This is a genomic window from Chitinophagaceae bacterium, from assembly GCA_016717285.1.
Lineage (GTDB): Bacteria > Bacteroidota > Bacteroidia > Chitinophagales > UBA10324 > JACCZZ01.
In genome coordinates this window covers 147865-167326 of record JADKFU010000005.1, presented here as the reverse complement: position 1 = coordinate 167326, position 19462 = coordinate 147865, and the positions used below count along the sequence as shown (strand labels likewise).

General features: G+C 41.7%; 14 protein-coding genes. 7 read left to right on the top strand and 7 right to left on the bottom strand.

The features are described from left to right. Nucleotides 1–17: 17 nt before the first annotated feature. The 3 genes from IPO83_10650 (at nt 18) to IPO83_10640 (ending at nt 4390) form a co-directional block, all read left to right on the top strand. The gene (locus IPO83_10650) at nt 18–1151 is read left to right on the top strand and encodes a formylglycine-generating enzyme family protein (protein ID MBK9731725.1); all 1134 of its coding nucleotides are present in this window, start codon (nt 18–20) and stop codon (nt 1149–1151) included. An 86-nt stretch (nt 1152–1237) separates the two neighbouring features. Further along, entirely contained in the window at nt 1238–1837 is a 600-nt protein-coding gene (locus tag IPO83_10645; protein MBK9731724.1) for an outer membrane beta-barrel protein, read from the top strand. A gap of 273 nt (nt 1838–2110) precedes the next feature. Continuing rightward, complete coding sequence (locus IPO83_10640; protein ID MBK9731723.1) at nt 2111–4390, top strand: T9SS type A sorting domain-containing protein; 2280 nt, start codon at nt 2111–2113, stop codon at nt 4388–4390. 39 nt (nt 4391–4429) lie between these two features. Here IPO83_10640 and IPO83_10635 read toward each other — a convergent pair whose 3' ends face one another. Continuing rightward, entirely contained in the window at nt 4430–6310 is a 1881-nt protein-coding gene (locus IPO83_10635; protein ID MBK9731722.1) for an amidophosphoribosyltransferase, read from the bottom strand. A 378-nt stretch (nt 6311–6688) separates the two neighbouring features. Here IPO83_10635 and IPO83_10630 point away from each other — a divergent pair, with 378 nt between their 5' ends. Next, a complete protein-coding gene (locus IPO83_10630; protein ID MBK9731721.1) occupies nt 6689–7045 on the top strand; it encodes a hypothetical protein in 357 nt (118 codons plus the stop codon). Between the two features lie 14 nt (nt 7046–7059). Here the strand turns inward: IPO83_10630 and IPO83_10625 are convergent, their stop codons facing one another. The 4 genes from IPO83_10625 to rsfS form a co-directional block, all read right to left on the bottom strand. Beyond that, a complete protein-coding gene (locus IPO83_10625; protein MBK9731720.1) occupies nt 7060–7824 on the bottom strand; it encodes a UDP-2,3-diacylglucosamine diphosphatase in 765 nt (254 codons plus the stop codon). Next, on the bottom strand, nt 7824–8468 hold the full coding sequence (locus IPO83_10620; protein ID MBK9731719.1) for a lactate utilization protein: 645 nt from the start codon (nt 8466–8468) through the stop codon (nt 7824–7826). Before IPO83_10620 ends, IPO83_10625 begins: the two co-directional genes overlap by 1 nt. 9 nt (nt 8469–8477) lie before the next feature. Next, on the bottom strand, nt 8478–10544 hold the full coding sequence (gene ftsH / locus IPO83_10615) for an ATP-dependent zinc metalloprotease FtsH (GenBank protein MBK9731718.1): 2067 nt from the start codon (nt 10542–10544) through the stop codon (nt 8478–8480). Between the two features lie 217 nt (nt 10545–10761). Beyond that, the gene (gene rsfS, locus IPO83_10610; GenBank protein MBK9731717.1) at nt 10762–11145 is read right to left on the bottom strand and encodes a ribosome silencing factor; all 384 of its coding nucleotides are present in this window, start codon (nt 11143–11145) and stop codon (nt 10762–10764) included. A 56-nt stretch (nt 11146–11201) separates the two neighbouring features. Between rsfS and IPO83_10605 the strand changes: the two genes are divergently transcribed. Next, the gene (locus IPO83_10605) at nt 11202–11960 is read left to right on the top strand and encodes a biotin--[acetyl-CoA-carboxylase] ligase (protein MBK9731716.1); all 759 of its coding nucleotides are present in this window, start codon (nt 11202–11204) and stop codon (nt 11958–11960) included. A 281-nt stretch (nt 11961–12241) separates the two neighbouring features. On the opposite strand, the gene IPO83_10600 is transcribed toward IPO83_10605, so the two are convergent. Then, entirely contained in the window at nt 12242–12901 is a 660-nt protein-coding gene (locus IPO83_10600; GenBank protein ID MBK9731715.1) for an MBL fold metallo-hydrolase, read from the bottom strand. 205 nt (nt 12902–13106) lie between these two features. Between IPO83_10600 and IPO83_10595 the strand changes: the two genes are divergently transcribed. Next, nucleotides 13107–16466 carry a hypothetical protein gene (locus IPO83_10595; GenBank protein ID MBK9731714.1) on the top strand — a complete coding sequence of 1120 codons (3360 nt, stop codon included), beginning with the start codon at nt 13107–13109 and terminating at the stop codon, nt 16464–16466. A 197-nt stretch (nt 16467–16663) separates the two neighbouring features. On the opposite strand, the gene IPO83_10590 is transcribed toward IPO83_10595, so the two are convergent. After that, nucleotides 16664–18391, bottom strand: a complete 1728-nt coding sequence (locus IPO83_10590) for a right-handed parallel beta-helix repeat-containing protein (GenBank protein MBK9731713.1) — start codon at nt 18389–18391, stop codon at nt 16664–16666. Nucleotides 18392–18497: 106 nt separating this feature from the next. On the opposite strand from IPO83_10590, the gene IPO83_10585 reads away from it, so the two are divergent. Further along, nucleotides 18498–19415, top strand: a complete 918-nt coding sequence (locus IPO83_10585; GenBank protein ID MBK9731712.1) for an EamA family transporter — start codon at nt 18498–18500, stop codon at nt 19413–19415. Nucleotides 19416–19462: the final 47 nt, after the last annotated feature.

Sequence of the window (19462 nt, the reverse complement as noted above, 5' to 3'; positions counted from 1 at the left end):
CCATTCGAATAATCACCATGAATTCCACAAAAACTTATTTCATGTTTTCTTCTTTACTAATGCTGGTGCTTTCACAATGCTTAGCTTGTTACGGCAATGCCTTGAAGATTAGCCAGCCAATTCTTCCTGCCTGTGACTCGCTAAGTTTATCAGATTCAGTGAACTCAGCACCGGCCGACGGTCCTGCCGGAATGAAATGGATTGCCGGTGGTGATTTTAATATGGGTGCAGTTACTGATTCAGAGGCGCGTGCTGATGAATCCCCGGTTCATAAAGTTCACGTGGATGGATTCTATATCGATGTTACTGAAGTTACCAATGCTCAATTTGCCGCTTTTGTGAAAGCCACGGGTTATGTAACGACTGCGGAAATCAAGCCCGACTGGGAAGAAATTAAAAAGCAATTGCCACCTGACACACCCAAACCTCCTGATTCCATATTTGTTCCGGGATCATTGGTTTTTGATCCTCCTAATCATCCTGTTCCATTGGATAATATCGGTCAATGGTGGGTATGGGTACATGGTGCCAACTGGAAGCAGCCACTTGGACCAGGAAGCTCCATTGCCGGGAAGGATAATTATCCGGTGATCCAGGTTTCCTGGGATGATGCTGTAGCCTATTGTAATTGGGCGGGAAAGAGATTACCTACTGAAGCAGAATGGGAATTTGCCGCTCGTGGCGGATTACCTGATAAGATATATCCCTGGGGTAATGATAAAGATTATGCAAAACATGCCAATACGTGGAACGGCCATTTTCCTGATAAGAATACAAATGAAGATGGTTATGAATTATCGGCTCCTGTAAAGTCCTATCCACCAAATGGATTTGGTTTGTATGATATGGCCGGAAATGTATGGGAATGGTGCAGCGATTGGTATCGTTTTGATTATTACAAAGATTGCGCTGCCAAATCTATTGTTTCAAATCCAACTGGTCCAACTGAAAGTTATGATCCTGAAGAACCCACCATCCCGAAACGGGTGAATAGAGGAGGATCATTTCTATGTAATGACAGCTATTGCTCCAGTTACCGTGTTTCGGCGCGTATGAAAACCAGTCCTGATACAGGATTGGAGCATTGCGGTTTCCGGTGTGTAATGACCAAAGAACAGTGGGAAACTATAAAGAACAAGCGCGGGAAATAATTAATTTGATCTCCGTTTTCAGAGGATGGCATGATTTTTAGCAAAGCGGGCTCTCGTTGGAAATGGCAAATCTACCAACACCTTTAATGAACAAGTCACTCTTCTTTATTTTGTTGATAATTACTGCTTTAAGCAATGCTGATGCATACTCACAAAGCAGCGGGCGTCACAATAGTCTTGGTGTGTATATTGGGCCTAATTTCAGCAATGTAAATATTACTTCACCTCAACTGAATGCTGATACCCGTTCAGGCTATCAGACTGGATTTTTTTACCGCAGTGGCAAACTTATTTATGGCCAGGCAGGATTGCAATATCAACTTATGAAGTCCAACTTTCAGATGACCGATACAACTCCGGAAGTATCCGGTGATGTTTCGTTTAAAAGAATTCAACTTCCACTTTATGGAGGACTAAACCTTGTTCCGGTTATTAATGGAATACTGAATGTACGAGCATTTGCTGGCCCTGTACTTTCCTATGATTTTAATATTCCACCCAATGATCTTTTGTTGACAGTTGATGATTTTGACCGATTTCGTGTCGATGGTACTGTTGGGGCTGGCTTAGATGTATTGATTTTTTCGCTTGACCTCGGTTATACGTTCGGGTTTTCAAACCTTTTCACGGGCGATTTTGATGGCAAGGGCAATTACGCATTTGTTAACGTTGGTCTCAAATTCTGATCAGGCTTAATAATTCCTTGTTCAACCACATCTATTTGTAATAGTGATCGTGGAAAACTATCTTTGTCGCGCTTTTTAAATAATTCAGGCTACATTAAAAGCACTTTTCCAGTAGCTATCCGGACAGTCAAATAAAGTAAGGCCGTCAGATCGAAGTTCCGGAACCCTCAAATGAATGCTGAAGAATGGTGAAGGTGAGTGCCGAATCATGTCGCACTCAGAGAATAATAGCTTTTAAACCTCAATCATAACATTCCATAATTCCGAACCAACATGAGATTATTTCTTCTTTTACGCAAAAGTCAGTGGATGGTTTTCGCCACTTTATGCATATTGCTGAATTCAACTGCTATAAACACTTTTGCTCAATCAGCCTCCTTTTGGCAGGATGTAAATTCGGGAATGGTGCAATCCTACGGTACCCGCTATTCAACCCCCACTGATTACCGTACACTACAATTAAATATCAGCAGCATGCGTGCGCACTTGCAGACGGCTCCAAAAGAATTTTCCGGGTCAGCGCGCACAAAAAGTCTTGTGCTAAGTCTTCCGATGCCGGGTGGAACAATTGATGATTTTGAAATTTATGAATCACCGGTAATGGCGCCTGAATTGGCGGCTAAGTATCCGGAAATTAAGACGTATGCTGGCTCAGGAATTACCGATCCGCGTGCTCACATCCGGATAGATGTTACTGATTTTGGTTTTCATGCCATGATTTTATCGCCGCGAGGTGATGTATTTATTGATCCTGTGAGCAATGAGAGCACCAGTTATTATATTGCTTACAACAAGAAAGACCTCCACCGTGAATATGCTTTTGATTGCGAAGTGAAAGGAGAAGCAGATGAAGACATACAACTGGAAAAGAAACACAGCACACCTCAATACCGCAGTTCAGGAGATCAGTTGAGGATTTACCGCCTTGCTCTCGCCTGCACAGGGGAATATGCAACAACTAAAGGCGGTACAAAGAGTGGTGCCTTATCAGGAATGACTACCTCTATTAATCGCGTGACCGGCATTTATGAATCCGAATTCGGAATTCGCCTCGAATTGATTGCCAATAATGACACGCTTATTTATCTGGTTGGTGCTACCGATCCCTACACTAACAATGATGGTTTTGTGATGTTGGATCAGAACCAGGATAATATCAATACGCTTATAGGTAGTGCAAACTATGATATTGGACATGTGTTCAGCACAGGTGGTGGAGGTATTGCCGGACTTGGTGTTGTTTGCCTCAATAATCAAAAAGCAAATGGTGTAACTGGTTTGCCAAATCCTACGGGCGATGCATTTGACGTGGATTATGTGGCGCATGAAATGGGGCATCAATTCGGAGGGAACCATACTTTTAATTCAACAACCGGGTCATGCGGCGGAGGAAATCGCTCAGCAGGAACAGCATTTGAACCGGGCAGTGGTTCTTCCATCATGGCTTACGCCGGCATTTGTTCACCTAATGATTTGCAGGCACACAGCGATCCATTTTTTCATGTGGGCAGTTACGACGAAATCTGTGATTTTGCCTTTGAATCTGAAGGTTCTACGTGCCCGGTTTTGGTTGAAACAGGAAACACACTACCTGTTGCGGACGCAGGTAGTAATTTTACAATTCCCTATAAAACCTATTTTAAGTTAACCGGATCAGGGTCGGATGCAGATGGCGATTCATTATCCTATATGTGGGATGAAATTGACAAAGGAGCCGCAACAAATATGAATACTCCCAGTGGGAATGCACCAAGTTTCCGCAGCATGAAAGCTGACTCTGTACCCTACCGTTATTTTCCAAAATTGACAAGTATCATAAACGGTACTATTTCAAATGGAGAGACATTGCCAACTTATGCCCGTTCATTGAAATTCAGATTTATCGTCCGCGATAATCGCCCGGACGGAGGTGGATTAACCTATGATGATACTCCGGTTACGCTTTCAGTTATTAATACCGGCGCACCATTTAAAGTAACATATCCTACCAACGCAGATACCTGGGGAATCAATACGAATCATACCGTTACCTGGGATGTTTCAGCAACTGATGTGACACCCATCAATTGCAGTCAGGTGAATATTCTTTTGTCGGTGGATGGTGGATATACTTACCCTGTCACTTTGCTGGCGAACACTTCAAATGATGGCAGTGAGTTAATCACCCTCCCGAATGATCCTGACCTCTTTACCATCAAGGCGCGCATCATGGTTCAATCGGTGGGAAATGTTTTTTTCGATATTTCCGACCATAATTTTATAATCGATGCAAGCACGGGTATAGAACAAACTGCTTTAACCACCATCCCGGGCTTTTCTCTTTATCCAAATCCTTCCAATGGATTAATCAGTATTTTGGTTAACATGAATGAGCAGGCCGCTGTTATCCTGATTAAGGATATAACGGGAAGAATCATCGCTGAAAAAGCCCTTGGTAAGCTTAGCGGACTACAGGAAATCTCTTTCGATCTTTCAGGGCATCCAAATAATATTTACCTGGCTGAATTGAAAACGGAAAACGGTAGCGTGATTAAAAAGATAGTAAAACAATAAAACACGCTCAGGTTTAGCCTGATACAAAACCTCCATTTATCAGGAATACGCCCTTACGTCTTTCCCTTCCATATAATTGATGAATGCGCGGTTCACGACTTTATTTCCACCTGAAGTAGGATAATTGCCGGAGAAATACCAATCGCCCAAATGGTTGGGACAGGCCTTATGAAGGTCTGAAATAGTTTGGAAAATGATCTGTACTTCAGCTCTCACAGCTTCATCTTTCACCAATTGACTTACTTCATCGGCAATTTCTTCGTCGGTATATAAATCATACAATGCTTTTACTTCATTCACCATTTCATGCAAAGGCTGTTTCATCTGTATCCTGCATTTTTCATACACCTCATCGAGGAAATTATCTTTGCCTTGTTTTTTCAGGAGTGAAACCAATGCACGAAAAGCAATAAAGTCTTTCATCTTGCTCATGTCAATGCCATAGCAATCAGGATAGCGGATTTGTGGGGCAGAAGAAACTATCACAATTTTTTTAGGACCCAATCTATCCAGCATCCGGATAATGCTTCGTTTGAGAGTGGTGCCTCGTACAATAGAATCATCAATCACCACAATGGTATCTTGCCCGGGAACGATGCTGCCATAGGTGATATCATACACGTGTTCCACCAGCTCATTTCTTTGAGAATCCTGCGTAATGAAAGTGCGCATCTTCACATCTTTGATCGCGATTTTCTCCACGCGCTGGCGAAGTGATAATAAATCCTTCAACTCATTTTCGTTGAGATCATTTTTAAGGATGCGTTCCAAACGGTACTGCGTCAGGTGATCTTCCAATCCTTTCATCAATCCATAAAACGCAACCTCTGCTGTATTCGGAATAAAAGAAAACACTGTGTTTTTGAGATCATAATCAATAGCATTAAGTACAGGTGTTGCAAGCAGGTGTCCCAGCTTTTTCCGTTCCTGGTAAATATCCTTATCGCTTCCTCTCGAAAAATAAATGCGCTCAAAGCTGCACGACATTTTTTGTTTCGGCTCTGCGCATTTGAATTCCTCTACATTTCCCTGGCGATCGGCAATAATAGCATGGCCGGGTTTTAATTCATGTACCTCATCTAATGTTAAATTAAAAGCGGTTTGAATCGCAGGCCGTTCACTCGCCACCACCATTACTTCATCACTCTTATAATAGAATGCAGGGCGAATGCCGGAAGGATCACGCAAAGCGAATGCATAGCCAGCACCGGATAAACCTGCCAGCACGTAGCCACCGTCAAATTCTTTTACGGCATTGGCAAGCACTTGTCTGAATTCAATGCCATCACGCAGGCGATTCCGGAAATCATCCTTGCTTACTTCAGTCTGTCGCAATTCAGTGGCCACACGTGTAAGTTCATTTTCAAGATGCCAGGTAACACGATCGAGCACCACGGCTGTATCAGGACGACTGCCATCCTTTTTCCAACCAAGATCTTCAATATTGGTTAGGTTGAAATTACCGGCCATAATCAAAGACCGTGTGGAAGAATGGTGGTTATTGATGAAAGGATGACAACTGTCAATTTCATTTCTACCATAAGTTCCATATCGCAGGTGTCCCAACATCATTTCCGCGACAAAACTCACATTCTTGCGCATCCATTCAGTATCCTCAATAAGCGCAGGATTCATCTTAGTGAGCTTGTCAATATTCTGATGGATTTTCTGAAAAATTTCAGCAATGGCCTGCGGTGAATTGGAACGGTACCTGCTCATGAATCGATGACCCTGATGCGCATTGAGTTTGATCGCACCCACGCCTGCACCATCCTGCCCGCGGTTGTGCTGCTTTTCCATCAACAGGTACAATTTGTTCAGCCCATACAAAGCCGTACCATATTTTTCACGGTAGTAACTCAGAGGTTTTAATAAACGGATTACGGCAATGCCGCATTCATGCTTAACCGGATCACTCATTATGCGGTGCAGTGCATTTTAATGGTGAAAATGAGAATGTAAAGTTAATACAATTCTTACTGAGGAAAGTTTACAGGCGAGGATGATATCAACAGGAGGAAGGGACGTTTAAAATTTGGAAAATTGATGCGCCGATGATTTGATGTGCCAATGTACCGATGAACTGATATGGCAATGTTAATGCACTAATGACTCAATGACTAATGACCTAATGACCATCTAAGGACTAAGGACTTTTACTCACTACTCATTACTCACCATTCCCTTTCAAATATCAAATTTCCCTCATTATACCTAACTTTGCCTTCTTTAGTAAGTATGAGGTGGCCATTAGAAATTAATTCACGTACATCGCATATCATTTATAAGCTCAGTAACATGGACACTGTATCAGGTAAAACAAATCCCCGTAATTGGTTGGTGTTAGGATTTGTGATCACCGTACCGAGTGTTATTTTTTGGTGCCTTGTAGCGTATGGAAGAATTTTCCACGATTACATTTACCTTGATACTATTCTTACATGCGGAGGCACTTTTTGTGTTTTAATATTGAAAGGCCTGTTTCCCCTTGCCAGTTTGCTGATCGCGTACTTTTGTAATAAAACAATACAGCGTCAGGCTATTAGTCAGAATGTATGGCACCGGGAAACCCAAATGATGCGGCTCAACAGAAACCTAATTAACTGGAATGCATTATTGATATTAGTGATGATTATCAGTTATTTCAATAACTGATTTTTGCATCTGCCTTATAGTGGCAGACATTTCAACTCCAGCGTTTTTCCGTCAAATACTGCATAACTGAAGAAACGGATCCAATCTCCCAGGTTAATATACCTGCTTGTCCCGGACAACTGATAGTCGAGTACAATATGACGATGACCAAAAATAAAATAATCCACCCTTTCTGATTTTAATATGGTTCGTGCATACTGAACCAGCCATTCTTTGTCTTCACCCATAAATTCCGCCTGGTCTTCTCCGCTGATGAGCCGGCTGTTTTTTGACCATCGTCTCCCCAACCATACTCCGATATCAGGATGCAGCCACGAAAATAAAAACCTGCTGAATTTTCCCCTGAAAATTGTTTTTAAAAACTTGTACCCATGATCACCTGGCCCCAATCCATCACCATGCGCAATAAAGAAATTCTTTCCTGCAATAGTAATGTGTTGCGGTTCATGATAAACGGGAATGGCCAGTTCCTTTTCAAAGTAATCTTTCATCCATTGGTCATGGTTGCCGGTGAAGAAACAGATGATGATACCTGCATCACGCAATTCCGCGAGTTTACCTAATACCCGCACATATCCGCGTGGTACTACTTGTCTGTATTCAAACCAAAAATCAAAAAGATCCCCGACAATAAAAATGGCTGCTGCATCTGACTTAATCTTATCAAGCCAATGCACAAATTTCTTTTCACGTTCCAATGATGAATCGTGGTCAGGAATGCCAAGGTGTAAATCAGAAGCAAAGTAAACGTTGCCGTTCAGGATTGAAATATCAGTCATTATGCGCCGGGCTGGTCGACGAAAAATACATAAACTTCTTTTGGTCCATGTGCGCCCAGCACCAATGTTTTTTCAATATCTGCGGTGCGGCTTGGGCCAGTAGCAATGGATATCATGGAAGGTGTATTGCCATTGTACTTTTCAGTAATAAACTGAAGTGCTTCTTTCAGATCATAAATCAACTGCGAATTATACGCCAGTACAAGATGCACCGGCGGAAATATGGGAATACTTCTTCCGGATGCCTGGCGGGAACTTACGAGTATGCTTCCTGTACGCGCCACGAGACATTCGCAAAGCGAAATGCCAGCATCAGCTTTCTCCAGACTGTTGCCAACACGTAACCGCCTGAATGCTTTTTGTTGTAAAAAATCCTGCAGATAATATTCCCAGGCAAAAATATTATTCCACTGTTTTTCTTCTGCAAGCGCACTCAAATGGTCAATAAAATCCTTTTCGTTTTCGCAATAAATAAAATTGCCTTGTATTTTGGTAAACTGTTCGGCGAAAACAATGTCAAGTGTGTCAGGGGCAGGGGGGAAAACAACAGCAGCCGTTTCCAGATTTGGAAACGGCTGATCAGTTGCATGTATCAAACCTTTGCGAATGTTTTTTAGAATTCGTTCTTTCGATGTTGGTTCCATGCCTGCCATTTATGCAATTCTGGGCTGAATGTGTCCCGGTTTTTCGATCAGGATTTCTTCCTTCTTTTCAGCAACCACTACTTCTGCAACTTCCGGTTCCTGCTCTGCTGTGGGGGACTCCAGTTCAGCAATGTGTTTTACTTCAAAAGGACGTTTACCAATAAGCCGCTCGAGATCCTGCTGAAACAGAATTTCCTTCTTTAATAATTCCTGCGCTAGAATTTCCAGTTCAGGCTGTTTTTCAGTAAGCAATTTTTTGGTGTGTATGTACGCTTTATCAACCAACGCACGTACTTCCTCATCAATCATCTTCGCTGTTTCATCAGAATAGGGCTTTTGAAATCCATATTCATTCTGAGGATCATAATAGGAAAGGTTCCCTATTTTATCATTCATGCCATAAATAGTAACCATGGCATAACTCAACTTTGTGATTCGTTCGAGATCATTTTGTGCACCGGTTGAGATCTTACCGAAGATCAGGTCTTCTGCCACTCTTCCGCCCAACGTCATGCAGATACTGTCGAACAATTGCTCAGTGGTATATAAAAACTGCTCCTTCGGCATGTATTGGGCATACCCTAGTGCAGCAACACCACGCGGAATGATAGAAACTTTTACCAAAGGGTCAGCATGTTCGAGAAACCATCCGCAGATTGCATGACCTGCTTCATGATAAGCGACAATGCGCTTTTCATCCTGTGAAATGATTTTATTTTTCTTCTCCAGTCCGCCGATTACACGATCAATTGCATCCTGAAAATCACTCATGTCCACTTCTTTCTTGCCTTTGCGTGCAGCAATCAGCGCCGCTTCATTACATACATTGGCGATATCTGCGCCTGCAAAACCTGGTGTTTGTGCAGCGAGCTTTTTCATGTCCAGATCTTTCTGCACTTTAATATTCTTCGAATGCACTTTGAATATTTGCTCACGCCCTACCAGATCAGGCTTATCAATTGAAATCTGCCGGTCGAAACGACCTGGTCGCAACAAAGCGCTGTCCAGGACATCAGGTCTATTGGTAGCCGCGAGAATAATAACTCCTGAATCAGTTCCAAAACCATCCATTTCCACCAAAAGCTGGTTCAAAGTGTTTTCACGTTCATCATTTCCACCCTGCATAACATTTCTGCCACGCGCACGTCCTATTGCATCAATTTCATCTATAAAAATGATACAAGGTGCTTTTTCACGGGCTTGCTTAAACAGGTCACGAACACGGGAGGCACCAATTCCCACAAACAATTCTACAAAGTCAGAACCGGAGATGGAAAAGAAAGGAACCTGTGCTTCACCGGCTACTGCTTTTGCGATCAATGTTTTACCGGTTCCGGGAGGACCGATTAATAGTGCGCCTTTGGGAATTTTACCACCCAGTGCTGTATACTTTTTAGGGTTCTTCAGAAAATCCACAATTTCCATCACCTCTGACTTGGCTTCGTCAAGACCTGCCACATCGGAAAACGTGATGTTTACCTTAGTGCCTTTATCAAACAAAGTGGCTTTTGATTTTCCGAAGTTAAAGATCTGACCACCTGGCCCACCAACACCGCCGGTAACACGGCGCATGATGAATAACCAGATTGCCACTAACAATAATATAGGCAATAACCAACCTAATGCATTGAACCAATCGGTTCTGTTTTCCGGATATACTTCAATGGGTTGGAATGCAGGATTTTTTTCTTTGATTCTTGCTTCAGCATCACTCAGTTTTCGTGTGAAATCATCTACGCTCAGAATCTTAAACCGGTAATGAGGTCCGGGGTTAACGGTATTGAAGTTGGTCGTGGCCACTTCCTTATACTTTTCCTGTTGCAGTTTGTCGGGCTTGATGTACACTTCAACATACTCTTTATTCACAACCACTAATTTCTGTACATCTTCCGACTGAAGCATATCCTGATTTATTTCTTCAAAGCTTATCAGCTTTGAAGCTTTTGTAAACGGAAAAAACTGCAGTCCGATCAAAATAATGGCAATAATACCATAGACCCAATAGATGTTGAATTTAGGGCCATTGGGAGGTACTATCTTCGGTAATTTTCTTTTTTCCTGATTATTATCTTCCATTCCTCGCTATTTTTTTATGAATGCATTAATTGACGTACCATGAAGTGTAAAATTTTATACTGGCGCGATTAACCAATTATCAAACCAAATATTCCGGTTAATCCTGATTCGACTCAATAACTTATTTAGTGAAAAAACTGATTAGATGATGAACTGCATTAACGAATTGAGTCCGGGAAATGTATCCTTTGTTAAATTCAGATAGCACAACACAAATTTAGTCATTATGTTCCTCAATCACGCCATCGCTCCACAATTCATCCAGTTGATAAAACTTCCGTTGCGGTGTTATAAAAATATGTACTACAACATCCACATAATCGAGGAGCACCCATTCCGCATGCTGCAGTCCTTCGTGGTGCCAGGGTTTTTCGCCGATTTTTGTTTCAGTCTGATGCATCACGTTATCAGCAATTGCTTTCACCTGTGTGGTGGAAGGGGCATCACAGACAATAAAATAATCGCATACCGCGTCCTGTATCTTCCTTAGATCAATGCTCACAAGGTGCTCTCCCTTTTTTTCAAGGATACTTTCAATGATGACAGCAACATTGGATAGCTGCTTCTTTTTCCTGGCAGGAGCTTTTTTCTTTACTTTCAGGGTTTTGATAGCGTATTTAAATTTGGGCAAAACTAAAAAAATCTAGTCAATCACACATGCCGGCCACTGTCTTTACAGGTAAAGTGCTCATCGAAGTTGAATCATTGGAATCAACAAATAAGTATGCGCAGGAACTGCTTGCAAAAGAAAATGTATATGAAGGCACGGTGATCAGTGCGGGTTTTCAAACCGGTGGAAAGGGATATGCGGGCAATAGCTGGGAGAGTGCATCCGGCCAAAATCTGTTAGTCAGCATTGTGCTGAAACCCTTGTTCCTGCTTCCAAAGAGTCAGTTTTTTCTGAACCAGGCCATTTCACTGGCTGTCGCGGAAACAGTTAGTGAGGCAACTTACACTGAAGGCGTTAAAATCAAATGGCCGAACGATATTTTTTATGCTGATAAAAAAGTGGGCGGAATACTGATTGAAAATTCAATCCAGGGAAACCAATTGCAACATGCGGTGATTGGTATCGGGTTGAATGTAAATCAGCAAAAATTTTCTGAACACGTGAAGCATGTTACCTCACTTTCGATGATAGCAGGAGAAACGCTGGAGCTGAGAAAAGTATTGATGTTGTTATGTGAAAAAGTTGAATCACGTTATATGCAACTGAAAAGCAACAGGATTGAACAGCTTCAGAAAGACTATATGAAACAATTATACAAGGTAGAAGAAGAAAGCGTGTTTCGCACGAATGGCGAAAGATTTAACGCGAAGATTGTTGGTTTAACAGCAGAAGGAAAATTAATTCTTCAACTGAACGACCATCACGAAGTATTCGGATTCAAAGAGGTGGAGTTTGTGATTCCTTAAATTTATTTGATATGAAATCAGGTAACCGTTAACCACAACTGGTTGCACAACTACCTGCAAAGCAAATTAGCTGATCCTGTTTCTTAGTCAAAATCAAAACCGTTATTAGCTTCCATTTTCGCGCAAAGGCGCTAAGCACGCAAAGTGAATACTCCGTTTTGCTTTGTGATCTTTTGCCTGGCTGATCCAAAAAAACACATTTTATAAACTCCCCGGCTCCACATCGGTTTGGTGTGAAGCTTTCCATCGGTGATGGACCTATATTCAAATTATGGTAAGCTTCATTTGATAGTTGCTGCATATTCCAGCACAAACGGATTATTTCTTTTTTCCTCACCAATAGTGGTAGCCGGACCATGTCCGCTGTAAACAATTGTATCTTCCGGCAAGGTCATCAGGTTATCGAAGATACTCTGCATCAGTTGCTGGTAACTTCCGCCGGGCAAGTCTGTCCGGCCGATACCCGATTGAAACAAAACATCTCCGCTGATCATCAATTTATCTGTTTCACTATAAAATGAAATACTTCCGGGTGAATGGCCGGGCGTAAAAAAGACACTGAGCGAGGAATTGCCAAAGATTACCTTCTCACCAGCTTCTACATACCGGTCAGGAGCAGGTGATGCTTCCACAAAAACGCCATACATCTTTCCAACACTCTCCAATGTTTGCAAAACCACTTCTTCCTTTTTATGCATGAGAAAGTCAACCTTAAAAGTTTCCTTCACCCATTTGTTTCCCAGCACATGATCGATGTGGCAATGCGTATTCAATAACAGCACCGGTTCAAGATCATTTCCCTTTATAAATTGCAGCAGGTCATTTCGCTCGGCCGGCGAGTTACAACCTGGGTCGATGATCACACAGGATCTGGTTTCATCCCAAAGGATGTAAGTATTCTCCATAAAATCGTTAAAGACAAAATGCTGAATGTGAATCATTGTATTCGGGTAAATTGATTAATTTGAACGCTCGAAATGAGCTGAATGTGTTATCGCGTTTGCTTCATGAATGCCCGAAGATAGCTAACGATGCTTTTATACATCATTTCATTTTTCGAAATCATGTGACCGCGATTGTTTTTCTAATGTATTTTTGAAAATAAAGTAAGAAGCTGTGAGCAAGAGTTGCAAATATATTTTATTGATGCTGCTGTGGTGCACCGGTTATTCAACAGTTGCACAAACTACGGATGGTGATTTCGGACAAAACCGAGTTCAATACAAAGATTTTGTTTGGTCTTTTTATCAAACGGAGCATTTCATGGTGTACTTCTATCTCGGCGGACAAGATGTGGGAAAATTCACCATTCTAGATGCTGAAAAAGAACTGACCGACATAGAGAATAAGACAGAATACAAATTGAATGACCGTGTTGACATTCTTGTTTACAACAATCTTTCTGACCTTAAGCAATCCAATATAGGTTATGGTGCAGATCTTAACAATACGGGCGGCACCACCAAGATTCTCGGCAATAAAATGTTTGTGTATTTCGATGGCAATCATCAGCACCTGCGGGAGCAGATCAGGGAAGGTATTGCCAGCATTTTTCTGCAAAACATGATGTTCGGCGGAAGTATACAGGAAGTAGTACAGAATGCAGTATTGCTGAAATTACCTCCCTGGTTTAAAGACGGTCTCACTTCATACATTGGTCAGTCATGGAATACTGACCTTGACAATAAATTACGCGATGGCATTTTAAGTGAGCAGTATAAAAAGATGAACAGGCTCAGCGGCACCGATGCACGTTTTGCAGGGCATGCTGTCTGGCATTATATCGCCGAGAAGTATGGTGAAGCAACCATTCCTAACCTGTTATACCTGACGCGTATTAACAGGAGCATGGAAAGCGGATTCAGCTTTGTGCTTGGCAAATCGGTAAAGGATTTCCTGGAAGAATTCTATCTGTATTATGATGCGCTTTACAAGCAGGAACTGGCTGGCAAAGAATTTCCATCTGAGAAAGACGTGATTCAAAAAAGGGAACGGCGTGGCTTTGTATTTAATCAGTTGCATGTGACTAATGATGCTTCCAATGTAGCTTTTGTGCGAAATGATCTTGGGAAATACAAAGTATGTCTGAAGGATTTAAAATCAGAAAAAACCAAAACGCTTTTTAAAGGTGGTTTCAAAAATATCACGCAGCCCATTGATTATACACAACCTGTTTTGGCTTTTGATCCTACCGGGAAAAAATTAGCCATAGTATATGAAAAGCGAAGTAAAGTGGGCCTGATCATGTATGATCTGGAAGAAAAGAAAAAAGACAAACGATACATCGCGAATTTTCAGAAGGTGCTTTCGATCAGTTTCAGCGATGCAAACACACTGGTTTTGTCGGCCATTAACCGTGGGCAATCTGATATATTCACTTTGAATACACGTTCTTCAAAATTCGAACAGATCACCAATGATTTTTATGATGACCTGAATCCACATTATATCAAGTTGCCAACGCGGCAGGGAATTGTTTTTTCATCGAACCGGCAGGATGATACTTTGCGAACACGGTTTATGGATACGATACGCGCCATAAAAAATTACGACCTGTTTTTCTACAACACAAAAACCAAATCGAAAGAGCTCGTCCGGGTTAATCACACGCCTGCAGCGAATGAAAATAACCCTTCGTTGTTCAATACAGATTATTTTTCTTACCTCAGCGATGAGAATGGAATTTCGAACCGTTACATCGCTTATATCGACAGCCTTTTCGATCACTACGATCAATATTATTACTTTAAAGATTCTACCGTTGTAAATCCCGCGTATAATATTGATTCCGTTATTACTTCCGGGAAACTGCATTTGGATTCTACGCAACAGGTTCCCGTTTACAGAGATACGGTACGGTCATTTCCTCAAACCAATTATTCAAAAAGCATACTCGAGCAAGACGTTGCTACCAGAGCAGGCAAAATTGCACAGGTATTAAAAAACAATGGCCGCTATGAATTTTCTCTTGTGAAAATTCCTAAAGAAGTGGATCGAGCCACTTTGCCGGTGCTGACAAATACCGCGTATGCCAACCAATTGCTGAGAAAGATGGAGCCTACCGTTACCATTCCTGTTGTTATTCCTGAAAAACCAAAGTTGCCGGAAATACAAAGAATGCCTGATTCACTGAAGTTATTCAGCGATTCCACCCGTGCTGACACCAGCACGAAATCTGTACAAAACAGTTATTTTTTTCAAAGCGAGTTTTCTATTTCAACAACACGAAAAATTTTTGATACTTCCGTTGTCAATTCTTCCAATAAAAAGCAACCTGCTTTCAGGTATTCAAAGATTCTTCCGTACAACGTAAAATTTTCAACCAGCCAGGTTGTTACACAGCTTGATAACAGTTTGATCATTACCCGTTATCAACCTTTTAACGGCAATGGTGGTCAGTTTGATAATCCAAACCTTGGTGCATTGTTGCGTGTAGGCATTTCTGACCTGATGGAAGATTATCGTATTACAGGTGGCTTTCGTTTTCCAACTTCTTTTGATGGTACAGAATATTACCTGATGTTTGAAGACCTGAAACACAGGCTCGACAAACGGTACACTGCTTACCGCCGTTCAAAAACAGTTGCCTACGATGCCAATCCGCAATGGTATCTGCCTGTGAATGCGAAACAACGCACTTACCTTGCTGACTTCACGCTTCGCTATCCGATTGATTATAACAGAAGTTTGCGACTCAGCACTTCTTACCGAAACGAACGCATCAACTATTTAGCAACCGATAGTTTCAGCCTGGGACTTGCACAGTACACACAACACTGGGCGGTGATGCGGCTGGAATATGTATTCGACAATACGCTGAAGATTCAAACCAACATATATGATGGATTGCGGTATAAATTTTATGTGGATGCGCAAAGGCAAATTGATCAGAAGAACACCTACCTTTTTGCTGCTGGCGCTGATTTCCGTTACTACAAAAAAATTACCCGTAATCTCATTTGGGCAACACGATTGAATGGCGCTACTTCCTGGGGCGATCAGAAAGTAGTGTATTACATGGGCGGAGTGGACAATTGGTTTGATCCTAAGTTCAGCACTGAAACACCTGTGGATGGAAGTGCGGGCTATGCATTTCAGACGCTGGCAGTTAATGTTCGCGGCTTTCCTCAAAATATACGCAACGGAAATTCCTATGCGCTGGCCAATACAGAAATCCGGTTTCCGGTTTTCTCCTTCTTCATCACTACTCCTATCAGGTCAGAGCTGGTTCGTAATTTTCAACTCGTGGCTTTTGCTGATGCGGGAACTGCATGGCAGGGAATTTCACCCTATGATGAGAACAATCCTTTCAACTCGAGCAATATCACACAAGGACCCGTTACGGTACATGTAAATTATTTCCGTGAGCCTGTTGTGGTAGGTTATGGCGGAGGCGCGCGAACAACCATTCTCGGTTATTTTCTGCGTGTGGATTGTGCACAAGGCATTGACAGCGGAGCCCGACAAAAAGTGATGTGGATGTTTTCGATGGGGACGGATTTTTAGTCGACCATCGGTGCGAAATTGCGCAAGGTCTATTTCCATTGAGCTCCTACTGTTTTTGCAAAGGTGGAATGGCTGCATGGTTAAATTGATACATGGTTTCGGCAAAGCCGGAGAATAGTCCAATTAATAAACAATCACAGTATTTTGAATACCTGTTAGAACACTCCTTTAGTTGGTTGATTCTCTCTTATACCTTTTCATCTGGCAATCACGATTCTGGTTACGGCAGAATTTTGGTTTGAATTAACCTGTATAAAATAAATACCGGGAATAAAGTCGTTTACTTCAAATTGATATTGATAGCTGCCTTCAGACAATTCCTGATCAAGCAATAACTTCATGATTTTTCCTGATAAGTCGGTGAGCGTGATCAGCACTTCTTCATCCTGATGTAATATGAATGACACTGTGATGCTTTCATGCACAATTGCCGGATAGACTTTCAGATCAAAGGTATTCATTACCTGTTCTGATAAACGTTCTGAAGGATCATACTCATCGGCTCCGATGTCAATTCGATTATTGAGATACCTGTTACCTCCATAATAATCCAATTCACCCGTAGCAGGCAGGAAAACAGGATCACCTGCATTTTTACCAGGCGAAGAAGCTGTGAGGTGAAAATTATTTACTGCCGGATTGTTCAGCAAAGGATTCATAAAAAGTGAATTTGCATCTTGTGCCGTGGCACTCTTATAACTGCTGAATGAATTGTACTGTGATCCATCATAATCGAAATGGTTGTTGCCTGGCAGTTCAGAATAGTAGAGGTTGTAATTAAATATATTGCCATCCGCATTTCCCTGCAGGCAATTCAGCAGCAAATTCTGATCACCGCAGTAAAACAGGTTGTTCTTCACTTCACAATTTAAAGCATACTCAATGTACAACTCGCCGGCACCGTCGTGCAACACATCATTCTTGTAACAGGTGTTATTGTAGAATTTGCAATGCTGCACCTTTCCCGTTGAAGGATAGTCATAACCTCCAAAGCTGAGTCCGCGCTTGTCGTTGTTGTAGAGCATGTTATCACGAATGATGTTGTTGGTAGCAGTCTTGCCTTTGTTTTCACAACCGATTTCCATTCCCAAATCACAATCGTGAACAATGTTTCTTTCGATAATGATCGTATCACCACCATCCACATAAATGCCGGCTGCATAACCACCACCATAAATCGCTCTTGCATTGTAAACTGTATTGCCGGAACAAATTCCGTTGCGCGCATTGTCATTGGAGGCTTTGGGACAAGTTCCTTCTCCGCCAATCATATCAATACCAATGTTATTTACATCATGCACAATGTTATTGGTGATTTGAAACAACCGTACATTTCCATTTAGCGTGAGTGCCTCGCTGTGCGCCGGTTCGCAATCATAAATTTCATTACCGTCAATAACCAGGTTTTGAACCGCTTTCGTTTTATGGCTGCCATACACTGTGATGCCCATTGCATTGTCGCCGGTGATGTCGTGGATTTTGCAATTCAGCACTTCGATATGATCTGCATTGCCTTCTATAAACACTCCTGCACCATCATGATTATCGGGCACAGTTGCATTTTGTATTTCCAACCCTTTGATGCGGACGTAATTTTTGTTGTAGAGATTAAAAACATTGTCGCCGTTCCCTGAAACACCTGCTGCATCTACTATCACATGTTCTCCGTTATAATTCTGAACAGTTATAAATCCCGCTGTTGCATTTCCTGATTTCGTAAAATCTATCTTCTCTTTGTAAGTTCCACCTCTTACATTAATGGTACTGCCGGCTGCGACAGTGCTTACTGCTTTTTGAATGGTTTTCCAGGGCGCAGTTAATGAACCGTTGTTTGTATTATTACCGGTTGTGGCGACGTAATAATTTTGCGCTTGTGAAACAGTAGTTACACAAAGCAATATAAAAGCGAGCGTTAAGGATTTCATGATTTCAATTTGAGGTTAATACGTTGTTCACGATTGTTGGTTTCACATTATGTTGTTTCCAAACAGAATAAATTTAAAATTAAGCCTATAGCTTTGCCATTCAGCTATGAATTACAGATACAGCACTCACATCTATCTTTTTATCGCCAACCTGATCTATGCATTAAGTTTCACCATTGCCAAAGACGTGGTGCCCCATTTTATTCAACCCTTTGGTGCGATTGTGATTCGGGTGACTGTGGCATTGACGCTTTTTTCTATTATTCAACTGACCATTATCAGGGAAAAAATAAAACGTGCTGATATTCCACTACTCATACTTTGCGGATTATTCGGTGTTGCGATCAATCAATTGCTTTTTTTCAAAGGACTGAGCATCACCACACCTATCAACGCGTCATTGATGATGACCACCACTCCGATTCTGATCCTGTTACTTTCAGGAATTTTTCACGATGAAAAAATCACCTGGTTAAAAGTAATTGGTGTGCTACTTGGAGCAACTGGCGCTGTACTGGTCATTATTTCAGGAAAAGAACTCACACTTGGTTCCGGACAAACTACAGGTGACATACTGGTGCTCATCAATGCAGCATCCTACGCGGTTTATCTGGTGATCGTAAAGCCGTTGATGAAAAAATACCATCCTGTTACTGTTATCATGTGGGTATTTTTATTCGGTTGGTTATTCGTATTGCCTGTCGGCTGGCATGAATTCGCGATGATTGACTGGTATCCATTCACGCCCTTGTTGTGGGGAGAACTTACCTTCATCGTCATTTTTACCACGTTCTTTGCTTATCTGCTGAATACCATGGCGATGGTGCATGCTACACCTTCGGTAGTCGGTATATATATCTACCTTCAACCCGCACTTGCCACCATCTTTGCGCTTTTGCTGAACAGGGATGAATACCCACTTATAAAAATCATCGCCACGATATTGATTTTCGCAGGCGTTTATTTTGTGAGTGCAAAAAATTCATTCAGTAAAAACATAAAAGAAGATACTATCGCGAAATAACAAAATACTACCTCCTAATACTTTCATTCTTCATTTAATAATCTGAT